The sequence below is a fragment of the Massilia sp. P2_C2 genome (assembly GCF_056404615.1).
On record NZ_JBFUDR010000001.1, the window covers coordinates 13,181 to 36,278 of the forward strand.

The window sequence follows — 23,098 nt, forward strand, 5'->3', positions numbered from 1 at the left end:
TCCTTGATGCGGTCCGCTCGCTGCGGACCGGCGTTGTCATGAGGGACGTAGGTACTTCGGGTTCACGCAGCAGTAGACGCGGTCGTAGCGCGGGTTGTATTTGTCCTTAAAGCATTTGCCATCCCACAAGCATCTGGTCACGCTCGCGCTGCCCTGCTCGACCGTCTTGACGATCAGGTCGTTGTCGGCAAACAGCGCACGCGCCATGCCCACGAGATCGGCGGTGCCGGCGGCGACCAGGCGCTCGGCCATGTCCAGCCCGTCGACCAGGCCGGCAAATCCGACGGGCACCCGGCTATATCGCTTGATCTGCGCAACGCCGGCCAGCACGTCCGCTTCCATCTCCCGGGTGCGGCCCGACAGTTTATGAAAGGTCTCGGCGGTGCCCATCGAGACCTCGATCAGGTCCATGCCCGCCTCTTCGAGCATTGGTATCACTTCCTCGAAATGCTCGGGCAGGCTGCCGGCACTGCCCAGGAAATCGTCGACACCGAGGCGAACGCCGATGCTGACGCCGTTGCCAACCCTGGCGCGAATGGCGGCGATGACCTCGGCCAGCAAACGGCCGCGCCTGACCGGGTCACCGCCGTAGCCGTCGTCGCGTCGATTGGTGTGGGGCGACAGGAAACTACTCAGCAAATAACCGTTCGACGCCTGCAACTGAATGAGCCGGGCACCGGCAGCGACGCTCAGTGCGGCGGCATCCGCGAACTGCTCGATCACGAGCGCGATGTCATCGCCGTTCATTGCCCTGACCCGATAACGCGGGTCGAGCTTCATCAATGCCGGGCTGGGCACGCCGCTTGGCGTCAGCATGGGCTGGCCGCGCGTGTATTTGGTCACGCCCTGCCCACCGTAATGCTGGAGTTGAACACCCACCACGGCGCCTTTGGCATGCTGTCTTGCGATGAAGGGCGCCAGCGCCTCGGCGTGCCGCGGCTCGAACATGCGCAGACCGCGTGGCTGCAGGATCGAATCGCGGGAAACCGTGGCGTTACTGAGGATCAGAAAACCGCATCCTCCATCGGCGATACCATCGTAAAACTCGGCCAGGGCCGGCGACATGCAGCCGTCGAGGCCCGCCAGGTCGATCCCCATCGCGGCGAAAAACAGACGGTTGGCAAGCTGGACGGCCCCAACCCGCAGCGGCGCCAGAACGGATGGAAACCGGTCCCTTCCGACCAGGACGCGCTCGACCGGCGCGAGCATCGCGGAACGCTCCATTTACAGCACCTCGCGCCGGGTAACCACGTGGGTATAGTTCTTGATGACGTCACGCAGGCGCGCATCGTCATGCTTGAGCAGCGTGACGATTTCCATCCCGACGACCGTGATGCCATTGCGAACCTCGCTCCAACGCGAGACGGCGTTGCCGTGAATGAAGCCGATGCCCTCGGTGTAAAAGCAGATATTGAGCGTCTGGCCGATCTCCACCACCTGATTCCCGGTGAGACCAATATTCATGCCGCCGATGGACAGGTCGTTGATGGTCGCCTCGATGCGCTCGCCGGCGGCATTCGTGATGCTGACCGTCGGGTTGATGCTCTTTACCGGGACAAAGCGGTGCTTCCGGTCGGCAGTGATCTTGCGCAGCCGCTTGAACAGGGCGATCTTGATCAGCGTCGCGCCCAGCTTCGCCACCGCCACCACCTTGTTGTGCTGATAGAAAGTGGTGACGCGGAAGTCGCGTTCGACCGAACGGGCGGCTTCCAGCGAACCGCTGGGCGTTTCGACGGCAATGCGGACCGGGTAATTGGCATCGACGAAATTCATGAATTCGACGCCGAACGAATCGATGGTCAGCGAGACCTGGTCGCGCTTGTGGCCGCTGAATTTGTAGAACTGGGCGTACATGGCCTGGCGCGCCACTTCGATCAGCATGATTCCGGGGACATGCTCATGGTGCTTACGATAGAAAAAATAATTCTTCGTATCGTTGAACATGGTGACGTACAGGATATGCGGGCGGTTCTTCAATCCAGGCAGTTTATCGATGACTTCCGATACCTCGTGACGCTGGGCGTCGCTCATTTGCGCCGACTTATTACCGAAATTCAAAAGCAGGTTGACTTCATCGATTTCGTGCACGTATTCGCGCTCGAGCATGAATGCGGCATCCTCTTCGCGATAATTTCGACGAACGCACTCGAGCACTTCCGGATCGGCCAGCGCCGCTGCGAAACGGGATTTGTCGATCATTCCAGGGACGCTGCGCAGATGCGCATGCGGCGCGCCATGATTGAGCCGGCACTCGGGCCGATCGCAGGCTGAAAAATGCGTGGCCAATAACACGCGGTCCGCCGGCGTCAGGCACGACAGCAGCATCGCACCCTCGTCCAGAAACGACGGCAGCGGCCCGCGTGCGTTACAGACCAGCAGGTCGTCATCGAAATCCTTGTGCACCAGATATTTGTCGAGCTTATTTACTTCACTTAGCACTGCATTCATGAGTTCCTCTGTTGGGGAGAACGAGTTTATTCACATTGCCGGCCAAGGCATTCCGACTGGACAACGTCATGCGCCATGCTTCCACCCGTGAAGCCCTCTCCAATGACGGACCATCGCTCCATTTTCCAGAGCGCCGCCAGTCGCGGGCAAACGGGGTTTGGAAACACTCCGATTCAATCGATTCCGTGAAAGACAATTCGCAAATCGTCGATCCGGAAAGCGTCCGACCTGAAAAACAAACAAGCCCGCGGCCTCGTGGAATGAGCGATCGGCGGTTCGCCTCGAACCCGACGCTATTAATATTTACGCAGATGACATTTAACAAATTATATCCAGTCACCCCACACTCCGGCAATAAAAATGCCTTAAAAATATCGAATATCGCGCGGATGCAGACGCCATTTTTTAAAAGCGCGTTTCCGGTTTTCTCAAATATATTTAATTATCTCGCCAGGGCCGCCGCACCATGAATAAACCACTGCTTCCCYGAGAATCCGACATTTTTCGCCATCATCCATCCCGAGGAGTGAAAAATGATTCTCTCCAAATAGCGCGCAGCAGATATCTGCAATGCGGGACCGCTTCCAGGAAGAGGAATTATTTCCACGAATTCAGGCGCGCGCCGTCCTCATGGCGGCGAAATTGCCTATTAATTCAGTATTTTTTTGCTGCACTGCACATAAATAAGATTTCACATTTTGATTTAGATCAAATGCCAAATCAATTTACGGCGTCCTTAAAGAATCCTGCGCATTGATATGTTCGGCCGATGAACTTATCGACAGCCAGTGAACAGGCGTGGGAAGGCATGAAGCCGGCGGCGGCCGTCGCCGGATGCGGCAGTCCGCCGGCCCTCAGGGCGAGCGCCGCGGTGTTTTATTGCATGCTGATGGGCTGGAAGCGTATTGCCGTGCACGACGGCAGGCAGCTGGTGCGAATGAAGCCGCGCCGGCGGCAAACCGGTCGTATGCCGGTGAAGTGCCGCGCCGGCGCGATGCGGCCGGACCTAGATCGTCCGCTTCGTGTGCCATCCGATCCTGTTCTGCAAGGAGGCCGACGCACTCCGGTCCGCCGGCATGCCGGCGCTGCCGACGGTATTCTACGTGCCACGGCGCCTCGCCGCGCTCGGCATCCCGGCCCTGGACGAGCAGGCCGCCGGATGGCTCGCCAGCGACGAGGCCCTGCAGCGGTTCGCACACGCCGCCATGCAGTTCCGCCGTGCGGCGCGGCCGGCGCGCCCCGCCATCCTGACCGACCACGCCCGGGTCGTCTTCGAGGGCGCACAGGGCCTGCTGCTGGACCAGGACCGCGGCGCGTTTCCCTACGTGACCCGCTCGCATACGGGCATCCGCAACGCGCTGAACGTCGCCGCCGAAGCAGGGATCGCCACGCTCGATGTCACGTACGTCACCCGCGCCTACCTCACGCGGCACGGCGCCGGCCCGCTGGCGAACGAACTGCCCGACAAACCGTATGCCGGCATCGAAGACCGCACCAATGTCCCGAACGAATTCCAGGGCACGTTGCGCTTCGCCCACCTCGACCTGGACCTGCTGGCGCGCACCGTCCGCACCGATTTTGCCGATGCGCCGGCCTGCCCCCGGCATCGCCGCGCGCCTGAACCTGTCGGTAAGCTGCCTCGACCAGGTCGGTGAAGCGGTCGCGTATATCGAGGACGGGATGCTGCAGACCGCGTCGCCCGGCACGCTGGTCGACCGCCTGGCCGGCCGGCTCGGTGCCGGCGTCGTGTACACGGTCTGGGGGCCGACCCGGAATGCCGTCAGGATCCGGTCGCGCTGACCTGACCGTGGCGCCCCGCCAGTTCCTGCTCGAGCTTCGCGTCGCGGCCGTAGATATCGGCGGCGAAATGCGGCCTGCCCTGGCTGTCGATGCTGGCGGTGGCATAGTAGATCACGACGGGAATCGCGCGGGGCAGATCGACGTGCCGGGTCGGACCCGGCTGCAGCGCGGCCTGGACGGCATCGGCGTTCCACTGGCGCTGCCCGCCGAGCACCCATCGCGCCAATGCGGCGGGATCCTCCACGCGGATGCAGCCATGCGACAGGTCGCGCCGGCTACGCGCGAACAGTTCGCGCGCCGGCGTCGAGTGCAGGTAAATGTCCATCGGGTTGGGCATCGCGAACTTGATCGCCCCCAGCGAATTCTTCGACCCCGGGCGCTGGCGCACGCGCGCGCGGCCCGCCCGCAGGTCGGCCATGCTCGCGCCGGCCGGCACGATCTCCATGTCGTTCTGGGCAAGGTAGGCCGGATTGCGCGCTATCTTCGGCAGCATTTCCTTCTCGAAGATGCTGCGCGGGACGTTCCAGTACGGATTGAATTCCAGGTAGCGCATCTGGCCGACGAACAGCGGCGTTTCCGTCTTGAGCGCGGTGCCGACCACGACCCGCATCTCGAGCGGCGGCTCCGCGCTGCCGTTGTTGAACGCCCACAGGCGGTAGGCCGGCAGGTCCACCACGATCACCGGGCCGGAGCCGATCTCCGGCAGCCAGCGCAGGCGCTCGAGCGTCAGTTCGAGCTGGCGCGCGCGCTTGCCGGGCGGGACGTTGAGCGCGGCGATCGTGCCGCGACCCAGCACGCCATCGTCGACCAGCCCGTGCCGCGCCTGGAAGCGCCGGACGCCCTCTTCCATCTGCGCGCTGTAGATGCCTGCGGCCGGCGTACCGGCGGCCGCCGGTGGCGCATCGGCCGGCAGGTCGCCCAGCAGCACCAGGCGCTCGAACAATGCCTGCGCGGCCGGATAGACGCCGCCGGGCAGGACCTTGGCGTCCGGTGTCGGCAGCGCCGGATACGGCTGCTTCGCCAGCTCGCGATAATGGGCCAGCGCCGTCTTGACCAGCCCGTACTGCGGCGCGGACGGCTCGGCCGCCTGCACGGCGGCCTGCAGCCTGCCGGCCGCGAGCCCGGCGCGCAGGCGCTCGACCGGATCGTACTGGCGCAGGCGCGCGTCCAGCTGGCGGGTGTGATATTCGGACCGCACGCGGCCGACGCGCAGGTCGGCCAGGTAGCGCAGCATCGCCGCCGTGAGGGCGACGTCGAAACGCGCGTCGCCTGCGCCGCCTGCGCGCAACTGCCGCGACAAGGCGTCGGCGCCGTAGTCGAGCGGGTCCAGGCCCTGCAGCGTGGCCCGGCGCAGCACCCACAGCGCGGCCGAGGCCGTTGTCGGGTTCCATGCGGGCGCATATTTACGCGGAGCGTAGAACCGGTCGATCCAGCCGCGTTCGTCATAGGGCCCCGTGGGCGGCGCGGACGACCGCGCGGCCTGCATGGCCAGGGCGTGAATGGCGGTGGCGACGGACTGCGCGAAGGCGGAACAGGGCACGAGGGCCGCGGCTGCGCAGAAAGCGAGCACGGCGCAAATTTTCAGGCTGGGCTTCATTGATGCTCTCAAACTTCGGCAACCGTACGTTGCCGATCCGCATCATACCTGTCGGGCCAGGCGCTGCCCAGCGGCGCACGATTGCCGGGAGTTCGTGTGGTACAGTATGCAACGCTGGCCCGCGCGCCAACGTCCTGATCCCCGCATTCAACAACCTTCCCTGAGCTTCATGAATCCCAATGCTTTTGCGCCGGCCGAAATCGACGGCGTGTACCGCGCCATTCGCGAACGGCGCGACATGCGCCATTTCCTGGCAACGCCCATCGATCCGGAACAGCTGGAACGCTTCATCGGGGCGGCCCACCAGGCCCCAAGCGTCGGCCTCATGCAGCCATGGCGCTTCATCCGCATCGTCGACCGCCAGCTGCGCCGGGACATCCATGCGCACGTGGACGAGGAGCGTGTCCGGACCGCGCATGCGCTCGACCAGCGTGCGCAGGAATTCATGCGCCTGAAGGTCGAGGGCATCCTGGAGTGCGCGGAACTGCTCGTCGTCGCGCTGATGGACAAACGCGAGCCCTACATCTTCGGGCGGCGCACCATGCCCCAGATGGACCTGGCCTCGGCCTCCTGTGCCATCCAGAATTTCTGGCTGGCCGCGCGCGCCGAGGGCATCGGCGTCGGCTGGGTGTCGCTGTTCGATCCACAGCGCCTGCGTGAACTGTGCAAGATGCCGGACGACAGCGCGCCCATCGCCGTGCTGTGCGTGGGCCATGTCGACCGGTTCTATCCGGAGCCCATGCTCCAGACCGAGGGCTGGGACAGGCGTCGCCCCCTGTCCGGCATGGTGTATGAAGACACGTGGGGTCAGCCTGCCTGAAGCTGCCCCGCGGCAGCGAACATCAGCGCATGCTCGCTGCGCGACAATGCCATGCGCACCCCGACGCCGCGCGCCTGCTTCGGCGACGAAACCCGGATGCGGCGGGTGTTCCAGAAAAAGCTCGGGATCTCGCCGACGTTGTATCGGGAACGTTTTGCCACCACCGGCGTGCACGCGTCAGGCATGCCCGATCCCCGCCGCACTGTAGCGATGTTCGAAGTCGTCGATCGGTAGCGGCCGCCCCAGCAGGAAGCCCTGCAGCGAGGAGCACCCGCCGTGGATGAGGAATCTGCGTTGGGATTCATGTTCGACACCTTCGGCGACGATGTCGAGCTTGAGCTTGCGTGCCAGCGCAATGATGGCCTCCACGATCGGTACGGCGTCGGGATCGGTGCCGACGTCGCGCACGAAGGAACGGTCGATCTTCAGGGCCGCCAGCGGGAAGTACTTGAGGTAGGCCAGCGACGAATAGCCGGTGCCGAAATCGTCCAGCGAAAAGCAGATGCCGTACGAGCGGAGTTCGTACATGCGTTGCGTGATCTCCTCCGTATCCTCGGCGAACACGCTCTCGGTCAGTTCCAGGCAGAGCCGCTCCGGCGGCGCGCCCGTGTCGTCCRGGATATCGGCGACCGCTGCGGGAAAGGCCGCATCGCGCATCTGGTGCGCGCTGACGTTGACGGCCAGCTTGAGGTGCCGGAGCGTGGGATCGCCGTGCCAGCGTGCGAGCGCGCGGCAGCTTTCCTTGAGGACCCATGCGCCGAAGGGCAGGATGAGCCCCGACTCTTCGGCGAAACCGATGAATTGCTCCGGGCCGATCACCTCGTGCTCGCCGCGCTGCCAGCGCACCAGTGCCTCGGCGCCGACCACGCTGCCCCGGCGGTCGAACTGCGGCTGGCAAAACAGGCGGAACTCACCCAGCGACAAGCCATCGCGCATCGCAGCCTCGAAGGCCGCGCGGCGGTCGGCCGCGTCCTGCATGCCGGGATCGAAGAAACAGGCGTTGTTGCGCCCGCCGGCCTTGGCACGGTACATGGCGAGATCGGCCTGCTTGAGCAGGGTTTCGGTGTTGCTTCCCTTGCCATTGAACAGCGTGATGCCGATGCTTGCCGAGCTCTTGAACAGCAGGGATCCCAGTTGGTAGGCCTGGCCAAGGGTCGACAGGATCTTGGCGACGACGCGGTCGGCCTCGGTCGCCGCACCGCTCGGCGAGTTGCCGAGCCCCTCCAGCACGACGACGAATTCGTCGCCGCCGAGCCGGGCCAACTGGTCGCTGTCGCGTACGGTAGACCGCAGCCTGTGGGCCACCTGGCGCAACAGCATGTCGCCCATGTCATGTCCCATCGTGTCGTTGAGCAGCTTGAAATTGTCCAGGTCGAGATAAAGCAGCGCGCTGCAATAGCCGGAGCGGCGGCTGCGCGCCAGTACGTGTTCCAGTTCCTCGATGAGGAAGCGGCGGTTCGGCAGTCCCGTCAGGTGATCGAAATACGCGAGTTCGTAGATGCGCCGCTCGGTACGCTTGCGCTCGGTGAGATCGGTGTTCACGCCCGACATCCGTACCGCCGTACCGCCGGCGTCGCGCAGGACGAAACCGCGCGACAACACGGGCACATAATGTCCATCGTGGTGACGCAGCCGGAACTCCAGGTTGAAACCGTCGCGGGTACTTGGCAGCAAGTCCGCGAGGTAGTCGTTGATCATGCCGTCATCGTCCGGATGGAGCAGGCGCCGCCACGCCTCGGCATCGTCGATGCCTTCCCCGCTGGGGTAGCCGAGCATGTTCCACCAGCGTTCGGAATAATAGACGTCACCCGTGACCAGGTCCCAGTCCCAGGACGCATCGGTCGACCCCTTCAGCACCAGCCGCAGCCTTTCTTCGGATTTCGCCAGGGATTGCTGGGCGTCCTTCAACGCCGTGCAATCGGTGAAGCACACCGCGACGTGCCGGACACGCCCGGCATCGTCGAGCTCCGGGTAGGCATTGCACAACAACCAGCGCGTCGGGCCCGCCCCCGCAATACCGGCGATGTGCCCGGACAGTTTCCGGCCTGTACGCAACACGATGCTCGCCGGGAACTCTTCCGGCGGCCGTGCCGACCCGTCCTCGCGCAGCACGGTCCAGCCGCCCGCGCCCGGATCCGCACCGATGAGGTCGGCTTCACTGCGCCCCAGCAATTCCTGCGCCAGACGGTTGGCGAAGACGATGCGGCCGTCCGCGGCATGCACGACGACGCCCGCCGGCAAATGGTCGTACAGCGCGTCGAGACTGCGCAATATGTCCGCTGAGGAAGTGGAACCCATGACGGCCCCAATTTGACGAACTATTTGAAGTGACAAGTTAATACTAGCAGTTTCCCTTCCGGATGATGCGTATTTACGCGAACCCGCGACGACGGCGTGCCACTGCTCGACGATCTTCGAACAGGCGGCACCCGAGAACGCTGAGTGCAATCGTTTGCATCAATACCGAAACTGTAGCGCAACTCTAGGCATGCTAACCAAAAATCTTTTGATGCAATCGTTTGCAATCGCTGTGGTTTTAGTAAATAATAATTGCGACACCACCAATGCGCGCACAGCCATTGCCATCCACCTTGATGCGAATTCCATGACCACGATGTCTTCCCCGTTTTCCGCCTTGCCGGACGCGCAGCACGCCACCCTGCAACGGCGCCTCGATCGCCACGAAGGCATCCTGCGCGAGCGCCTGCGGCACCTGTACGGCCACCTGCCCGGCCACGATGCGTGGTACGCCGGGCTGATGGCCGAAGTCGGGCGGTTGATGGCCGCGCGTCCTGCCGCACTGCAGGCGCTGGACAGTACGCGCGAAGACAACCCCGCATGGTTCTGCGCGCCCACGATGCTGGGCTACAGCACGTATGTCGACCGGTTCGGCGGCGACCTGGCCGGTGTCGCACGCCGCATCCCGCACCTGCGCGACCTGGGCGTGACCTATCTGCACCTGCTGCCCTTCCTGAAGCCGCGCGAAGGCGAAAGCGATGGCGGCTTCGCCGTGGCCAGCTTCGACGAGGTCGATCCGCGCCTCGGCACGATGGCCGACCTGGAAGCCCTCGCCGCGCAGCTGCGTGCCGCCGGCATCTCGCTGTGCTCGGACCTGATCCTGAACCACGTCGCCGACGACCACCCGTGGGCCATCGGCGCCCGCGCCGGCGACGAGCGCCTGCGCGGCTTCTTCCACGTCCTGCCCGGGCGGGCAGAAGCCGACGCCTACGAACGCACGCTGGGCCAGGTCTTCCCCGAAGCCGCACCCGGCAACTTCACCTACAACGAGGCGGTGAAGGGCTGGGTCTGGACGACGTTCTACCCGTTCCAGTGGGACCTGAACTATGCCAATCCCGCGCTGTTCGCCGCGGTGGCGGTGGCGATGCTGGGGCTCGCGAACCGCGGCATCGAGGTGTTCCGGCTCGATTCCACGGCCTTCCTGTGGAAGCGGCCCGGCACCGACTGCATGAACCAGCCGGAGGCGCACATGATCCTGCAGGCGCTGCGCGCCCTCGTCGGCATCGCCGCCCCTGGCGTCCTGCTGAAAGCGGAAGCGATCGTGCCGACGCGCGAACTCCCCGCCTACCTGGGCACCGCGGACTCGCCGGAATGCCACCTCGCCTACCACAGCACCCTGATGACGGCCGGCTGGGCCGCGCTGGCCGAACAGGACGCGGGGCTCGTGCGCGCCGTCGCCGCCGCGACCCCGGCGCTGCCGGCCGGCACCAGCTGGCTCACCTACGTGCGCTGCCACGACGACATCGGCTGGAAGCACCTCCTCCCCGAGGCGGGCCGCATCGAACGGCTGGCGGCCGTCGCCGCTTTCTATAACGGCGGGCGCGGCTTCGCGGACGGCGTCGCGTTCCAGGGCGGCCTGGCGACGAACGGCACGGCGGCCTCGCTGTGCGGCGTGGAGCGTGCCGGCACGGATACCGAGGCCGAGGCCGAGGCCGCGGTCCGCCGCGTGCTGCTGCTGCACGCGCTGGCGCTCGCGTTCGGCGGCCTGCCCATGCTGTACATGGGGGACGAGCTGGGCATGGTCAACGACCACGGCTACCTCCTCGACCCCGCCCGCGCGCACGACAGCCGCTGGGTGCAGCGCGCCGCGTTCCCCGTCGGCGCGATCGCGGCCGACAGCCCGGCCGGGCGCATCCACGCCGGGCTGCGGCGCCTGATCGCGCTGCGCGGCAGCCTGCCCGGCCTGGCAGCCGGTACAGCCTGCATGGTACTGGAGACGTCCGACCCGGCCCTGCTCGCGCTGGCGCGCGGCGACCGCTTCCTGGGCCTGTTCAATTTTTCGGACCGCGACGTCACGGCCGACGCCTGCGTCCTGAGCCCGTGGGAATGCGTCTGGCTCGATCGCGCGACCGGCGAGCGCCTGAACTGACAACGACAAGAGGAGGCACATGGAACATTCGAAACAAACGATCGCCGTGTTCGGCGAGGCGCTGGTCGACGATTTCGGCGACCGCCAGGTGCTGGGCGGCGCACCGTTCAACGTGGCGCGCCACCTGGCGGCGTTCGGCCCGGCCGTGCTGATGCTGACCCGCGTCGGCGACGATGCGAACGGCGGCCGCGTGCGCGCCGACTGCGCGCGCTTCGGCATGAGCCTCGCCGGCGTGCAGGTCGACGCGGACCGGCCGACGGGCCGCGTGCTCGTCGAGCGCAGCGCGGACGGCGGCAGCCACCGCTTCACGATCCTGGAAGACCAGGCCTACGACGTCATCGAGGCCGGCCCGGCGCTGGCCGCCGTCGCGGAGGCCGCGTCGGGCACGCTGTACTTCGGCACCCTGGCCCAGCGCGCGCCGCAATCGCAGCAGACCCTGGCCCGTCTGATGGAAGCGGGTGCCGCTCGCCGCTACCTCGACCTGAACGTGCGCACGGGCGTCACGGAGCGTTGCGTGTTCCGCTCGCTGCACGCGGCCGACGTGGTCAAGGTCAACGAAGAAGAATTGCAGGACCTGTTCGGCTGGTACACCCACCTGCGTCCCGCCACCGACGATATGCACGACACCGAAGTGCAGAGCGCGTGCGCGACCTTGCTGCGGATCTTCAACCTGCAAGGCATGATCGTCACGCTGGGCGCGCGCGGGGCCGTCTACTTCGGCGCCGACGGCACCTTCGCCGAAGCGCCGCCGGCCGCCATGCCCGGCACCCTCGTCGATACGGTCGGTGCGGGCGACGCCTTCTCCGCCGTCTTCCTCGTCGGCCGCGCGCGCGGCTGGCCGCTGGCGCAGACGCTCGCGCGCGCGAACGAATTCGCCGGCGCCGTGTGCTGCATCGCAGGTGCGGTACCATCCAGCCTGGACTTCTATCGTCCCTTCATCGAGTGCTGGCTCGCCTGACCTGAGGAGACACAAGGGATCGAACCACGACGACGCCGACCGACGAACCCGCGCGCCCCCGCCGATGAATGCCGACTTCCTCAGCGTGGCCTCGCACTTGCGCAGTAACGCGCGATGAACGCCGCGTGCGTCGGCATGGCCTCAGCCGCACGCACCATCGCCTCGCGCTGGCGCGCCAGCATCGCGGCGCCGTCGACGCCGCGCAGGTCCGCTAGCGGATCGTGGCGCTGCGGCCAGTTCAACTGCCCCACGTGCACGGCGAGCCAGCTGGCGTTGCCGAACAGCTCCGGCCCCTCGCTCATGAGGCGCCCGTAGCGCCTGAAGTGCTCGATCTTGCGCGCCAGCGTGTCCGGGATGTCCATCGCCGCGCAGGCCCGCCACAGCGGCGTGTCCGCCCGTTCCGTCAACTTGTAGTGCAGGATGATGAAGTCGCGGATGCGCTCATACTCGTTGGCGCCGATGCGGTTGTACTCGTCGATGACGAGCGGGTCGAAGTCGCGGTCGGGGAACAGCGCGAGCAGGCGCGAAATGCCCGATTGCACGAGGTGCAGGCTGGTCGACTCCAGTGGCTCCATGAACCCGCTCGCCAGGCCCAGCGCGACGACGTTGCGGTTCCAGAAGCGCTTGCGCCGTCCCGTGACGAAGCGCAGCGCGCGCGGCTCCGCCAGTGCTTCGCCGTCCAGGTTGGCGAGCAAGGTGGCCGCCGCCTCGTCGTCGGATACATATTTGCTGGCGTAGACGTAGCCGTTGCCGACGCGGTGCTGCAGCGGGATCTTCCATTGCCAGCCGGCCGCGCGCGCCGTCGAGCGTGTGTACGGGGCGGGCCCGCCGTCCGCCGCGCTGGGCACGGCCATGGCGCGGTCGCATGGCAGCCAATGGGTCCAGTCCTCGTAACCCGTGTGCAGCGCGCCTTCGATCAACAGGCCGCGGAAGCCCGAGCAATCAATGAACAGATCGCCCGCGACGGAGCGCCCGTCGGCCAGCCGCACCGCTTCGACGAAGCCATCCGCGCCGCGCAGGTCCACGCCGACGATGCGGCCTTCCAGCCGGCGCACGCCGCGCCCCTCCGCGACCTCGCGCAGCCAGGCCGCGTACAGGGCCGCATCGAAGTGGTAGGCGTAGTCGAACGTCGACGCGATCTGGCGCGGGTCGCGCGACGGCTTGTCGAACCGTCCGCGGCTGGCGGCGGCCCAGGCCATCGAATACTCGTCCAGTTCCAGCGCGCCGGGCGCCGCGCGGCCGCGCAGCCAGTACTGGTGCAGCGGCACGGCGTCGAACTGCATGCCGTGCGGGCCGAACGGGTGGAAATAGCGCCGGCCAACCTGCGCCCAGTCGACGAACTCGATGCCCAGCTTGAACGTACCCTGCGTGCGGCGCAGGAACGTGGCTTCGTCGAGGCCCAGCGTCTGGTTGAAGATCTTGATGGGCGGGATGGTCGCCTCGCCGACGCCCACCGTCCCGATCTCTTCGGACTCGACCAGCGTGATAGTGCAGCCGGCGCCGGCCACCGTGGACAGGGCGGCCGCCGCCATCCAGCCGGCCGAACCGCCGCCGACGATGACGATGCTTCTTAACCGACGATCATGATCCGTCATTGTGCGTTCTCCCGTTGCAGGCGCACGATCCATGCCGCTTCCGCCTGGCCGCGCGGCACCGGCAGGCCGGCTTGGGCGAGCCATGCGCCGCTGAACGATGCGCCGTCGGCGCTGGCGATCGCATCCAGCAGGGGTGCGCGGTGGTCCGTATCCCGAGCGCCCTCGGGCCGGATTTCGGTGACCCGATACTGCGCGGCCGCGTCCAGCATGGTCAACCGCAGCGGCGGCGTGTAGCGGTGCGTGCTCGGCTCGACGCGGTAAACGAACAGCAGCAGGTCGTCCGCATCGCCATGCGCCTGCCACGACAGGCCGTCCTGCCCCTCGCCCAGCCACACGCGCCCCGCATGCAGGCGGTCGCGCAAGCGCTTGTACAGCGCGATCCAGGCCGCGAGCTCGGATTTCTCCGCCACGCCCAGCGCGCGCACGTCGAGCTCCACGCCCAGGTGGCCCGGCAATGCGACGGCCGCGCGGAAGGCCATCGCCTGGCTGCGGCCCGTCGTGTGGGCGGGCGCCGTGCCCACGTGCGCGCCCATGATCTCGGGCGGGAAGAATTGCAGGAAGCCGCGCTGGATGGCTGTCCGCGACACGGCGTCGATGCAGTCGCTCGTCCAGACGCGGTGCGCGTGGCGCAGCACGGCGAAGTCGATGCGCCCGCCGCCGCCGGAACAGCTTTCGATTTCCACGTGCGGATGCGCGGCGCGCAGGCGCGCGAGCAGCGCGTAGAACGCGTGGACCTGCGCGCGGTAGCCCGGCCGGCCGTCAAGCAGGCCGGCCGTCGTGAGGTCGCGGTTGTGGTCCCACTTGATGTAGCGGATCGGATGCGCGGTCAGCAGGCCGGAKATCCTGTCGAACAGGTAGTCGGCCACCTCGGGCCGGGCAATGTCCAGCACGAGCTGGTTGCGTGCCGTGAGCATCGGCCGCCCCGCGAGCTGCAGGGCCCAGTCGGGATGTGCGCGATGGAGGTCGCTGTCCGGGTTGATCATCTCCGGCTCGAACCACAGGCCGAATTCCATGCCCAGGCCCGTCACGTGCGCGACGAGGTCGCCCAGTCCCTGCGGGAACCTGGTTTCGTCGGGCCACCAGTCGCCTAAAGCAGCGCGGTCGTGGTGGCGGCCGTGGAACCAGCCGTCGTCCAGGACGAAGCGCTCGATGCCGACTGCCGCCGCGGCGGTGGCCAGTTCCTTGACGGGTTCCGGACGCACGTCGAAATAAAAGCCTTCCCACGTGTTCAGGTGCACGGGACGGGGACGCATGCGGCCACCCGGCCAGTCGAGGCGCGCGCGCAGCTCGGCATGGAAGTTCGCGGCCAGGCCGTTCCACCCGGCGTTCGAGAACGACGCGACCACCTCGGGCGTCGCGAGGGTGATGCCCGGCGCCAGCCAGCCTTCGCCGGGCGCCAGCCATTCCCCCAGCTGCCACTGGTACTGGCCGTCATGCAGCCATTCGATGGTCTGCTGGTGATTGCCGGACCAGGCCAGGTGGGCACCGTAGACCGCACCGCTGTCCGCGTTGCCTCCCGGCGCACACACGACGGCGCCGGGAAAACAATCGTGCGACGTGCGCCCGCGCCGGTTCTCGCGCCGCCACAGGCTGCGCGACAGCGGGTCGACCTGCAGCATGAATTCGTGCAGGTGCTGGCCGGCGTACGAGCGCACCGTGGCGCAATCGCCGGGCAGCGGCAGCGTGAGCGCCGCGAGCCATTGCACATCCAGCGGCGTCGTGCCGAGGTTCGTCAGCGCCGTGCGCGCGACCAGCACGTCGCTGCCGGCGTCCAGACGCAGGGTGATATCGGCACGCAGCTGCGCCGCTTCATCCGTCAGGTGCAGGACGACGGCGCGCCCCGGCTCGGTCCACTCGACCGTGCAGGCCGTGAACGCCTGCGCGAACGCGGTGCCGGCGCGGTGCGCGAGGAGCGCGCTTTGCCCGAACCAGCCGACGCCGAACGTCGGCAGTACGGTGAGCGGCTGGTCGAAGTCGAGCATGAAGCTGGGCAGCGGCCGGCCGGCGCGCAACGGGGCGGCGGGCAGCGCATCGTCGGGCAGGCGCGGGCCCCAGTAGCGCCACAGCGGCGCTTCGTCCGCATGCAATTCCAGCACGAGCGAGCTGTGGGTGCCGTGCAGGACGAGGTAATCGGCGGGTAAGTCGGGTGTGTTCGCGTACATGATAGCCCTGTCCGAAAATGGAAATGCCGCCCGAGGTCGGATAACCGACGGCGGGCGGCGGGAAGCAGCGCGTGCGGCGCTTAGAATGCGTAACGTACCGAGACGCTGACCGTGCGGCCCGCTTCCGGACGCGACGACACGACGCCCTGCGCACCGATCGCCGCACCCAGCGTACGGATCTGCGCCAGCGAACCCTGGTCGACGCCGCCCGAGAACGCGACCTTGTCGAACAGGTTGTTCACATTCAGGCTCAGCGTGGTATTCGGTGCCACGTTGTAGTTGGCGAAGGCGTTGACGAGGCTGCGACCTTCCGCCTGCAGCGTGTCCGCGTCATCCGACCACACTTTGGTCTGGCCGACGACCGTGAAGCCGACCTGCGCGACGCCGAAATCGTAGCGCGGCGAGATCGAATACAGCCAGTGCGGCGTGCCGTGCGGCGTGTTGCCGACCGTGCTGTTGCCCGTCGCCTGGCCCACCAGGTCGGAGGTGATCTTGAGGTCCGTGTAGGTCGCGTTGGCGTTCAGCGCGAAGGCGCCGATGCGCAGCACGGATTCCAGTTCGACGCCGTTCGAACGGTAGCCGATCTGGTTCAGCTTCGGACCGATGGTGCGGGTCTGGTCGTAATCGAATTCGCTGACCGTCGTGTGGAACAGCGTCGAGAACAGGCCGAACGAACCCCAGTCGCGGCGGCCGCGGTATTTCAGGCCGACCTCGACCTGCTTGACCTGGGCGACGGCGGCGGCATCCGCGCCTGCGGCCAGCGCACCGGTCGCCGGATCGATGTTGTTCGAGAACAGCAGGCGGTCGGCGATCGCGCGGCCGCCGCGGCTGACGCGGGCGAACGTGCTGACGTCCTTGTCGAACTGGTAGTTGGCACCCAGCGAGTACGAGTTGTAGCCGACCTTGTAGTTGACCGGATGCGGATGCGCGGTGTCGATCACGTAGACGTTGCGTTCGGCACCCGTGATGCTGCCGTCGCCGTTGGCGTCCACGCCGCCCGCCACCTGCATCGGTCCCGCGTAGCTGCCGCTCGACTTGACGCTGTCGTGGCGCACGCTGGCGTCGATGTCGAGCGGGCCGTTCGCGTACGTCAGCCCAAGGTACGGCGCATCCGTCATGTAGTGCGCGTCGTAGTTGCGCGCGCAGCAGCCTCCCCACTGGTCGTTGTAGCCGGTCAGGCCCATCGTGGTCAGCGCGGCGCCGCCGGCATCGCGGATGTCGATCAGCGCGCCGTCGCGGGCGACTTCCATCAGGCGGCCGCTGATCGACCACTGCTCGACGATGTTCTGCTTCGAGTGGTAATAGCCGGCCTTGGCGCCCATGGTGGCACCGCCGACTTTCCAGTTGCGGCCGACGGACAGGTCGTTCGCGTAGTGGCCGATGTCCGGCGTGTGCACGTCGATGGCGGCGCCGTTCGAGATATAGCCCGTGGCGAGGTTCGCCTGCGTCACCGCCTGGCCGGCCTTCGGGCCGTTCGCATAGACGGCCGTGGCGCCCGTGCCGAAGCCGGCCAGGGTGCCGCCCAGCGTGTCGAGGCCCCAGAATTGCGTCTGGAACGCGCCGTTCTGCGACGTGTAGCGGAATTTGTCGTCGACCGTGTAGCCGTCGTCGAACTGGTTGTGGAATTCGAAGCCGATCGCATGCGACTTGACCGAGATGCCCTTCTTCAGGTCGGCCACGCCGGCTGCGGTGCCGGCCGGACCGACGCGGGATGCGCTCGTGTTGAAGATCGAGTTCTGCGAATCGCGCAGCACGTCGAAACCGGGGATGCTGGAAAAGCCCGACAGCGTGTTGCCGCTGATGTCCGCCTTCGCGGGCATGCTCGTGTAGGTGGGCGCGTGGTCGTCCAGCGCCTTGAAGCTGACGCGGAACCAGCCCTTGTCGTTATTGAAGGTCTTGGTGATGTTGCCCTTGATCTGGTAGCCGCGTTCCGTGTTGTACGAACTGGCGCGCGGGCCTTCGCCGGCGCGGTAGAAGCCGCCGATGTGGAAGCGCAGGTCCGGGCTGATATGGCCGCCGTATTCGAGGTCCGTGCGGTTTTCCTTGTAGTTCAGGCCATGCGACAGGGAGACCGCGCCGCCGTCCGTCTCGCCCGTCTTGCTGATGAAGTTGATGATGGCGCCCGGCGCGTGCGACGCGAATGTGGAAGCGGAGCCGCCGCGCACCGTCTCGACGCGCTCGACGTTGGCGTCGTAGCGCAGCCAATAGTCGTTGTTGGCGAAGTTCATGTCGCCGAATTCGACGACCGGCAGGCCGTCTTCCTGAAGCTGCACGTACTTCGAACCGCCCGACGCGATCGGCAGGCCGCGCACCGTGATGTTCGAGTTGCCGCCGGGGCCGGCCGAGCTTTCGGCGCGGATACCGGGGATCAGGTGCAGCACCTCGGCTTCGGAACGCGGCGCGAAATTCGTGATCTGTTCCTGGTCGATGTCGGTCACCGAGATCGAACTGCGCATCTTGCTCTTGCCGCCGGAGACGCCGGTCACCACCACCGTGTTCAGGCCCAGCGTGTCGCCCTGCTTCGCGGCCGGTGCGGTCGCAGCCGGCGCTGCCATTGCCTCGGCTTCCTGTGCCTGTGCCACCGGGGCCGTCAGCGCTGCCACGGCGGACGCGGCGAAGATGGATTGGACGGCGGCGCAGAGCGCACGCTTGTTGTAGTGCTTCATGAAGTCTCCTTCGTTCTCGGTTCTCTTATTCGGGTGTGGACGCCTGCGATGCTTCAGCGCTGAAACCATAGTAATCAAGACCGCAAACGATTGCAATCGATTGTAAGAAAATTTTTCCGTGCTCGGTATCGGTAGGGCGGGCACCCCGTGCCCACGCGTGACGCATGCGGCTTGTTTGCGTTTCGCATGGCACAGTGATGCATGTGGCTTGTCCGCGTTACGCGTGGGCGCAGGGGTGCCCACCCTGCAAGCGCGCGCGAACGCGACAAAATTACAACACTTCCGCCTCCGCCCGTGCTGGCAAAATGCACATACCAGAAACGGTTGCAAACGTTTGCAATCAAGGCTATCCTGATCGGCACAACAGGCGCGACGCGCCAGGGAGACACCCGCATGCACGACACCCCGCCGGCATTCCGCCCCGGCTACCATTTCACGCCCCGCCGCAACTGGATCAACGATCCAAACGGACTACTTTGGTTCGACGGCGAGTACCACCTGTTCTACCAATACAATCCGAACGGCGACACATGGGGCGACATCGGCTGGGGCCATGCCGTCGGCACCGACCTGCAGCATTGGGAAGAGCTCCCCGTCGCATTGCATGCGGACGAGCACACGATGATCTTTTCCGGCAGCGCGGTGGTCGACACGCACAACACGAGCGGCTTCGCCGGCCCCGGCGAGACGGCCCTCGTGGCGATCTACACGGCCGCCCGGCGCAATCCCGGCCTGCAGAACCAGCACATCGCGTACAGCACGGACCGCGGCCGCACGTGGACGAAGTACGCGGGTAATCCCGTCCTCGACCTGGGCATGGCCGAATTCCGCGACCCGAAGGTCCAGTGGTATGCCCCAGGCGGCTTCTGGCTGATGGCCGTGGTGCTGCCGGAACTGCACCGCGTCCAGTTCTACGCTTCGCACGACCTGAAGTCCTGGCGCCACCTGAGCGACTTCGGCCCGGCCGGCGCCACCCGCGGCATCTGGGAATGCCCCGACCTGTTCCCGCTGGCCTGGGCAGGCGGCACGGCCTGGGTGCTGAAAGTCGACGTGTTCGACGGCCACGTGAACGGCAGCATGGGCGGCCAGTACTTCGTCGGCGACTTCGACGGCGTGCGCTTCACGCCCTACCCCGGCCAGGCCGCGCGCTGGAGCGACCATGGCGCCGATTTCTACGCGGCCCTGTCGTGGAACGGCCTGCCCGAAGGCAGCGCCGGCCCCGTCTGGATCGGCTGGATGAACAATCACCGCTACGCGAAAGACACGCCCACGCTGCCATGGCGCGGCGCGATGTCGCAGCCGCGCCGGCTGTCGCTGCGCGCGGATGCGGATGGACTGCAACTCGTGCAGGAACCGCTGGCGCAGCTGGCCGCGCGCCGCACGAACCTCCGGCAGGTGGCCGGCATGCGGCTGGACAGCGGCGAGCCGGCATGGCCGCTCCCCGGCATGCAATGCGACATCGACGTCCGCTTCGCCCTGCGCGACGCCCGCGAATTCGGCCTGCGCCTGGGCGCCGCCGATGGCGAGCACACGCTGATCGGGTATGATGCCGGGACAGCGACCGTGTTCGTCGACCGCTCCCGCTCCGGCCTCATGGCGGACCACCCGGATTTTGCGGGCCGCCGCGCAGCGAAGGTCGAACCGTCGACCGGACTGCACCTGCGCATCCTCGTCGACACCTGCTCGGTGGAGGTGTTCGTGAACGACGGCGCGGCCGTGCTCACGGAACTCGTCTTCCCGACAGCCCCCGCCACCACCCTGGCGCTCTACACCGTCGACGGCGGCGTCGATCTCCTGTCCCTCGATCTCTGGCAGCTCGCATGAATAACGTCACCACCAAACCGCGCCTCGGCCTGCGCCAGATCCTCGAGATGAACCTGGGCTTCTTCGGCCTGCAATTCAGTTTCGGCCTCCAGCAAAGCAATGTCAGCGCCATCTACAGCTACCTCGGCGCCGACGAAGCCAGCATGCCGCTGCTGTGGCTCGCGGGCCCGATCACGGGCCTGCTCGTGCAGCCGCTGATCGGCGCCATGAGCGACCGCACCCATTCCCGGCTGGGCCGGCGCACGCCCTATTTCCTCATCGGCGCAATCATCTGCAGCCTGGGCCTGCTGGCGATGCCGTACAGCCCCACGCTGTGGGCCGCGGCCGCGCTGCTGTGGATGCTCGACGCCGGCAACAACATCACGATGGAGCCGTACCGCGCCTACGTCAGCGACCGCCTCGACAGCCGCCAGCACTCGCTCGGCTTCCTCACGCAGAGCGCATTCACGGGCCTGGCGCAGATGCTGTCCTACCTGACGCCGTCGATCATGGTCTACTTCGGCATGAGCCAGTACGCGGTCGACGGCAACCACATTCCCGTGATCACGCGCATCACGTTCCTGATCGGCGCCGTGCTGTCGCTGACGACCATCGTGTGGTCGATCGTGCGCGTGCCCGAGCTGCCGCTGCCGCCGGAAGAACGCGCGGCGCTGGCGGCCAGGCCGATGTCGTTCGGCGCCAGCGTGCGCGAGGTATGGGACGCCATCGTCGAGATGCCGCGCGCGATGCGCCAGCTCGCGCTGATGAAACTCCTGCAGTGGTACGGCATGGCCTGCTACTGGCAGTTCCTCACGCTGATGATCGGCCGCACGCTGTTCCATACGACGAACCCGAATTCGGACGGCTTCCGCGACGCCGTCCTCGTAAACGGCCAGATCGGCGGCTTTTCGAACACGATCGCCTTCCTCGGCGCATTCGCCATGATCCCGTTGACCCGGCGCTTCGGCCCCAAGATCATGCACTGCATCTGCCTGTGCGCGGCCGGCGTCGCGATGCTGGCGCTGCCCGCCATCACGACGAAGTCCATGCTGTTCCTGCCGATGATCGGCGTCGGCCTGGGCTGGGCCAGCATCATGGGCAACCCGTACGTGATGCTGGCCGGCTCGATTCCGCCCGAGCGCACGGGGGTCTACATGGGGATCTTCAACATGTTCATCGTGATCCCGATGCTGATCCAGGGCGTGACTCTGCCCTTCATCTACCACCGCTGGCTGAACGGCGATCCGGGCCACGTGGTGGCACTGGCCGGCGTGCTGCTGCTCGGCGCGGCCGTGGCGACGCTGTTCGTAGGGTTGCCGGCGAAGGCGTCGGTTTCAATCAATGCGCGTGCTGCCGCTCCAAAAGCTTCTCGAAGATCTCGCGGCTGACTGCCTGCGAATAGTAATAGCCCTGGATGTAGTCGCAGCCGATGGCCGCCAGGGCGTCACGCTGGGCGATGCTCTCGACGCCTTCGGCGATGGCCTCGATCCCGAGGCGATGGGCGAGGTCGACGATCGCCGCCGTCAGCGCCTTGTCGCTGCCGTCGCTGATCAGGTTGTTGATTAAGGCCGTGTCGCGAGGAATACGGCCCACCATTGCCCGTTCTGCGTCTGGACGAAATCGGCGTGGCCGGCCGTGGTGACGGGATGGGGGCGCTTCGGGTCCAGGTCGCGCTGCGTCAGGATCGGATTGACGGGTCCCGGCACATAGGGTCCCGTGATGGCGTTGGCGCGGAACACGACTTCGGAGTGGTTGTCGGCAGTGCCGCCCTCGGCGCAGGTGAGGTAGTAGTAGCCGTCCTTCTTGAAGATATGCGGTCCCTCGATCCAGATCGGCCGGTTCGCGGGGACCACGCCGCCATCGACGAGCACCCTGGGTGTGTCGGCGAACTGCAGCGTGCGCGGTTCCAGCTCCGCGATCCAGATCGCGCGATGCCCGTCGTAGCGCGGCTGACCTTCCGGGGCATTGTTGTACACGACCTAAACCTTGTCGCCATCCCAGACGAGGAAATGGCTACGCGCATTGGTGATTTTGAAAATTGCGGTGTACACGAGGAGCGCGCAGAATGTAGCTCATCCCCTGGAGACCATTCGTGCGACATCACGCCATCCCAGGCGCACTCTTGCTGGCACTGGCCCTTGGCCACTGGCGGAGGAGGAGGCTCGTCCACCAGAGCCCCGCCCCCCCAAGCCGACGCCGCCACTCGTCATCCCGGATCCCGTCGTTCCGCCGGCCCCGACACAGGCATCCGGCCGCTACAAGCACCGCCAGGACTTTGCCGCCGACATACGCCCGACTCCCGTTCGACAGCACACAACTATCTCTGTGCATATTTATTGTTGCAAATCTCCAAATCCGCAGCCAAACGAAACAATTTGTGAGTATTTGGAAACTTTCTGTCTGTAAAATGCAAAAAAATGTCTTGTTTTGTATCAAACAATCTTAGTTTTAAGACATTTTTTAGGAGCCAGCCGGTGCGAATCCGAGCGGGGTCCTGCGGTACATATGTTGCACCAATAACTAGACGAACCCCGGGCACGACCCGAGGGACCTGAAAGAACACGCTGCCCACCACGGCGGTCTGGAGAGAAACATGAGTTCGGATGTCGCGCTGCATTTGCTGGCGCAATTGCTGTGGGGCGCAGTCGCCATCTGTGCCCCGGTGCTCGCCAGCACCCTGATCGTCGGCCTCGCGGTGAGCGTGCTGCAAGTCGTCACGCAAGTCCAGGACATGTCGCTGACCTTCATTCCGAAAATGATCGCCACTGTCCTCGCGCTGACCTTGTTCGGCTCCTGGATGCTGCGCCGGCTGCTGCTGCTCGCCACCGACCTGATCGCGGGCATTCCAGGTTACTTCTGAGC

The 23,098-nt window shown here is 66.2% G+C and carries 18 protein-coding genes; 8 read left to right on the top strand and 10 right to left on the bottom strand.

The features are described 5' to 3' along the window. Window positions 1–36: 36 nt before the first annotated feature. Together AC1DYX_RS00065 and AC1DYX_RS00070 are read right to left on the bottom strand one after the other, a co-directional pair. Window positions 37–1,224 (bottom strand): oxidoreductase, encoded by a 1,188-nt coding sequence (locus tag AC1DYX_RS00065; protein WP_477255013.1) that lies wholly within the window; start codon window positions 1,222–1,224, stop codon window positions 37–39. Further along, a complete protein-coding gene (locus tag AC1DYX_RS00070; protein WP_477255015.1) occupies window positions 1,225–2,448 on the bottom strand; it encodes an AfsA-related hotdog domain-containing protein in 1,224 nt (407 codons plus the stop codon). A gap of 68 nt (window positions 2,449–2,516) precedes the next feature. On the opposite strand from AC1DYX_RS00070, the gene AC1DYX_RS00075 reads away from it, so the two are divergent. Together AC1DYX_RS00075 and AC1DYX_RS00080 are read left to right on the top strand one after the other, a co-directional pair. Then, entirely contained in the window at window positions 2,517–2,918 is a 402-nt protein-coding gene (locus AC1DYX_RS00075) for a hypothetical protein (protein WP_477255017.1), read from the top strand. Window positions 2,919–3,470: 552 nt separating this feature from the next. Next, the gene (locus AC1DYX_RS00080; protein ID WP_477255019.1) at window positions 3,471–4,103 is read left to right on the top strand and encodes an adenylosuccinate synthetase; all 633 of its coding nucleotides are present in this window, start codon (window positions 3,471–3,473) and stop codon (window positions 4,101–4,103) included. 125 nt (window positions 4,104–4,228) lie between these two features. Here the strand turns inward: AC1DYX_RS00080 and AC1DYX_RS00085 are convergent, their stop codons facing one another. Then, window positions 4,229–5,845 carry a L,D-transpeptidase family protein gene (locus AC1DYX_RS00085; RefSeq protein WP_477255021.1) on the bottom strand — a complete coding sequence of 539 codons (1,617 nt, stop codon included), beginning with the start codon at window positions 5,843–5,845 and terminating at the stop codon, window positions 4,229–4,231. Between the two features lie 169 nt (window positions 5,846–6,014). Between AC1DYX_RS00085 and bluB the strand changes: the two genes are divergently transcribed. Next, window positions 6,015–6,665 carry a 5,6-dimethylbenzimidazole synthase gene (gene bluB, locus AC1DYX_RS00090; protein ID WP_477255023.1) on the top strand — a complete coding sequence of 217 codons (651 nt, stop codon included), beginning with the start codon at window positions 6,015–6,017 and terminating at the stop codon, window positions 6,663–6,665. Here the strand turns inward: bluB and AC1DYX_RS00095 are convergent. Together AC1DYX_RS00095 and AC1DYX_RS00100 are read right to left on the bottom strand one after the other, a co-directional pair. Further along, window positions 6,653–6,850, bottom strand: a complete 198-nt coding sequence (locus AC1DYX_RS00095; RefSeq protein ID WP_477255025.1) for a hypothetical protein — start codon at window positions 6,848–6,850, stop codon at window positions 6,653–6,655. The two genes, bluB and AC1DYX_RS00095, sit on opposite strands and share 13 nt — an antisense overlap. Then, window positions 6,843–8,963: a putative bifunctional diguanylate cyclase/phosphodiesterase gene (locus tag AC1DYX_RS00100; RefSeq protein WP_477255027.1), complete on the bottom strand. Its 2,121-nt coding sequence runs from the start codon at window positions 8,961–8,963 to the stop codon at window positions 6,843–6,845. Before AC1DYX_RS00100 ends, AC1DYX_RS00095 begins: the two co-directional genes overlap by 8 nt. A 307-nt stretch (window positions 8,964–9,270) precedes the next feature. Here AC1DYX_RS00100 and AC1DYX_RS00105 point away from each other — a divergent pair, with 307 nt between their 5' ends. Both AC1DYX_RS00105 and AC1DYX_RS00110 read left to right on the top strand, forming a co-directional pair. Continuing rightward, a complete protein-coding gene (locus AC1DYX_RS00105) occupies window positions 9,271–11,052 on the top strand; it encodes an alpha-amylase family glycosyl hydrolase (protein WP_477255029.1) in 1,782 nt (593 codons plus the stop codon). Between the two features lie 19 nt (window positions 11,053–11,071). Continuing rightward, on the top strand, window positions 11,072–12,010 hold the full coding sequence (locus AC1DYX_RS00110; RefSeq protein ID WP_477255031.1) for a PfkB family carbohydrate kinase: 939 nt from the start codon (window positions 11,072–11,074) through the stop codon (window positions 12,008–12,010). Between the two features lie 80 nt (window positions 12,011–12,090). On the opposite strand, the gene AC1DYX_RS00115 is transcribed toward AC1DYX_RS00110, so the two are convergent. The 3 genes from AC1DYX_RS00115 to AC1DYX_RS00125 form a co-directional block, all read right to left on the bottom strand. Beyond that, window positions 12,091–13,605: a tryptophan halogenase family protein gene (locus tag AC1DYX_RS00115; protein ID WP_477255033.1), complete on the bottom strand. Its 1,515-nt coding sequence runs from the start codon at window positions 13,603–13,605 to the stop codon at window positions 12,091–12,093. Then, window positions 13,602–15,767 (bottom strand): alpha-galactosidase, encoded by a 2,166-nt coding sequence (locus AC1DYX_RS00120; protein WP_477255035.1) that lies wholly within the window; start codon window positions 15,765–15,767, stop codon window positions 13,602–13,604. Before AC1DYX_RS00120 ends, AC1DYX_RS00115 begins: the two co-directional genes overlap by 4 nt. Window positions 15,768–15,847: 80 nt before the next feature. Beyond that, window positions 15,848–18,433, bottom strand: a complete 2,586-nt coding sequence (locus AC1DYX_RS00125; protein WP_477255037.1) for a TonB-dependent siderophore receptor — start codon at window positions 18,431–18,433, stop codon at window positions 15,848–15,850. Window positions 18,434–18,826: 393 nt separating this feature from the next. Between AC1DYX_RS00125 and AC1DYX_RS00130 the strand changes: the two genes are divergently transcribed. Further along, entirely contained in the window at window positions 18,827–20,257 is a 1,431-nt protein-coding gene (locus tag AC1DYX_RS00130; RefSeq protein ID WP_477255039.1) for a glycoside hydrolase family 32 protein, read from the top strand. Continuing rightward, window positions 20,254–21,624, top strand: a complete 1,371-nt coding sequence (locus AC1DYX_RS00135) for an MFS transporter (RefSeq protein ID WP_477255040.1) — start codon at window positions 20,254–20,256, stop codon at window positions 21,622–21,624. Before AC1DYX_RS00130 ends, AC1DYX_RS00135 begins: the two co-directional genes overlap by 4 nt. Here AC1DYX_RS00135 and AC1DYX_RS00140 read toward each other — a convergent pair. Then, window positions 21,575–21,832, bottom strand: coding sequence for an EAL domain-containing protein (locus AC1DYX_RS00140; RefSeq protein WP_477255042.1), 258 nt, complete (start codon window positions 21,830–21,832; stop codon window positions 21,575–21,577). The genes AC1DYX_RS00135 and AC1DYX_RS00140 overlap by 50 nt on opposite strands. Then, complete coding sequence (locus AC1DYX_RS00145; RefSeq protein WP_477255044.1) at window positions 21,799–22,212, bottom strand: family 43 glycosylhydrolase; 414 nt, start codon at window positions 22,210–22,212, stop codon at window positions 21,799–21,801. The genes AC1DYX_RS00140 and AC1DYX_RS00145 overlap by 34 nt, the downstream gene beginning before the upstream one ends. Before the next feature lie 617 nt (window positions 22,213–22,829). On the opposite strand from AC1DYX_RS00145, the gene AC1DYX_RS00150 reads away from it, so the two are divergent. Next, the gene (locus AC1DYX_RS00150; RefSeq protein ID WP_477255046.1) at window positions 22,830–23,096 is read left to right on the top strand and encodes a flagellar biosynthetic protein FliQ; all 267 of its coding nucleotides are present in this window, start codon (window positions 22,830–22,832) and stop codon (window positions 23,094–23,096) included. Window positions 23,097–23,098 lie beyond the last annotated feature (2 nt).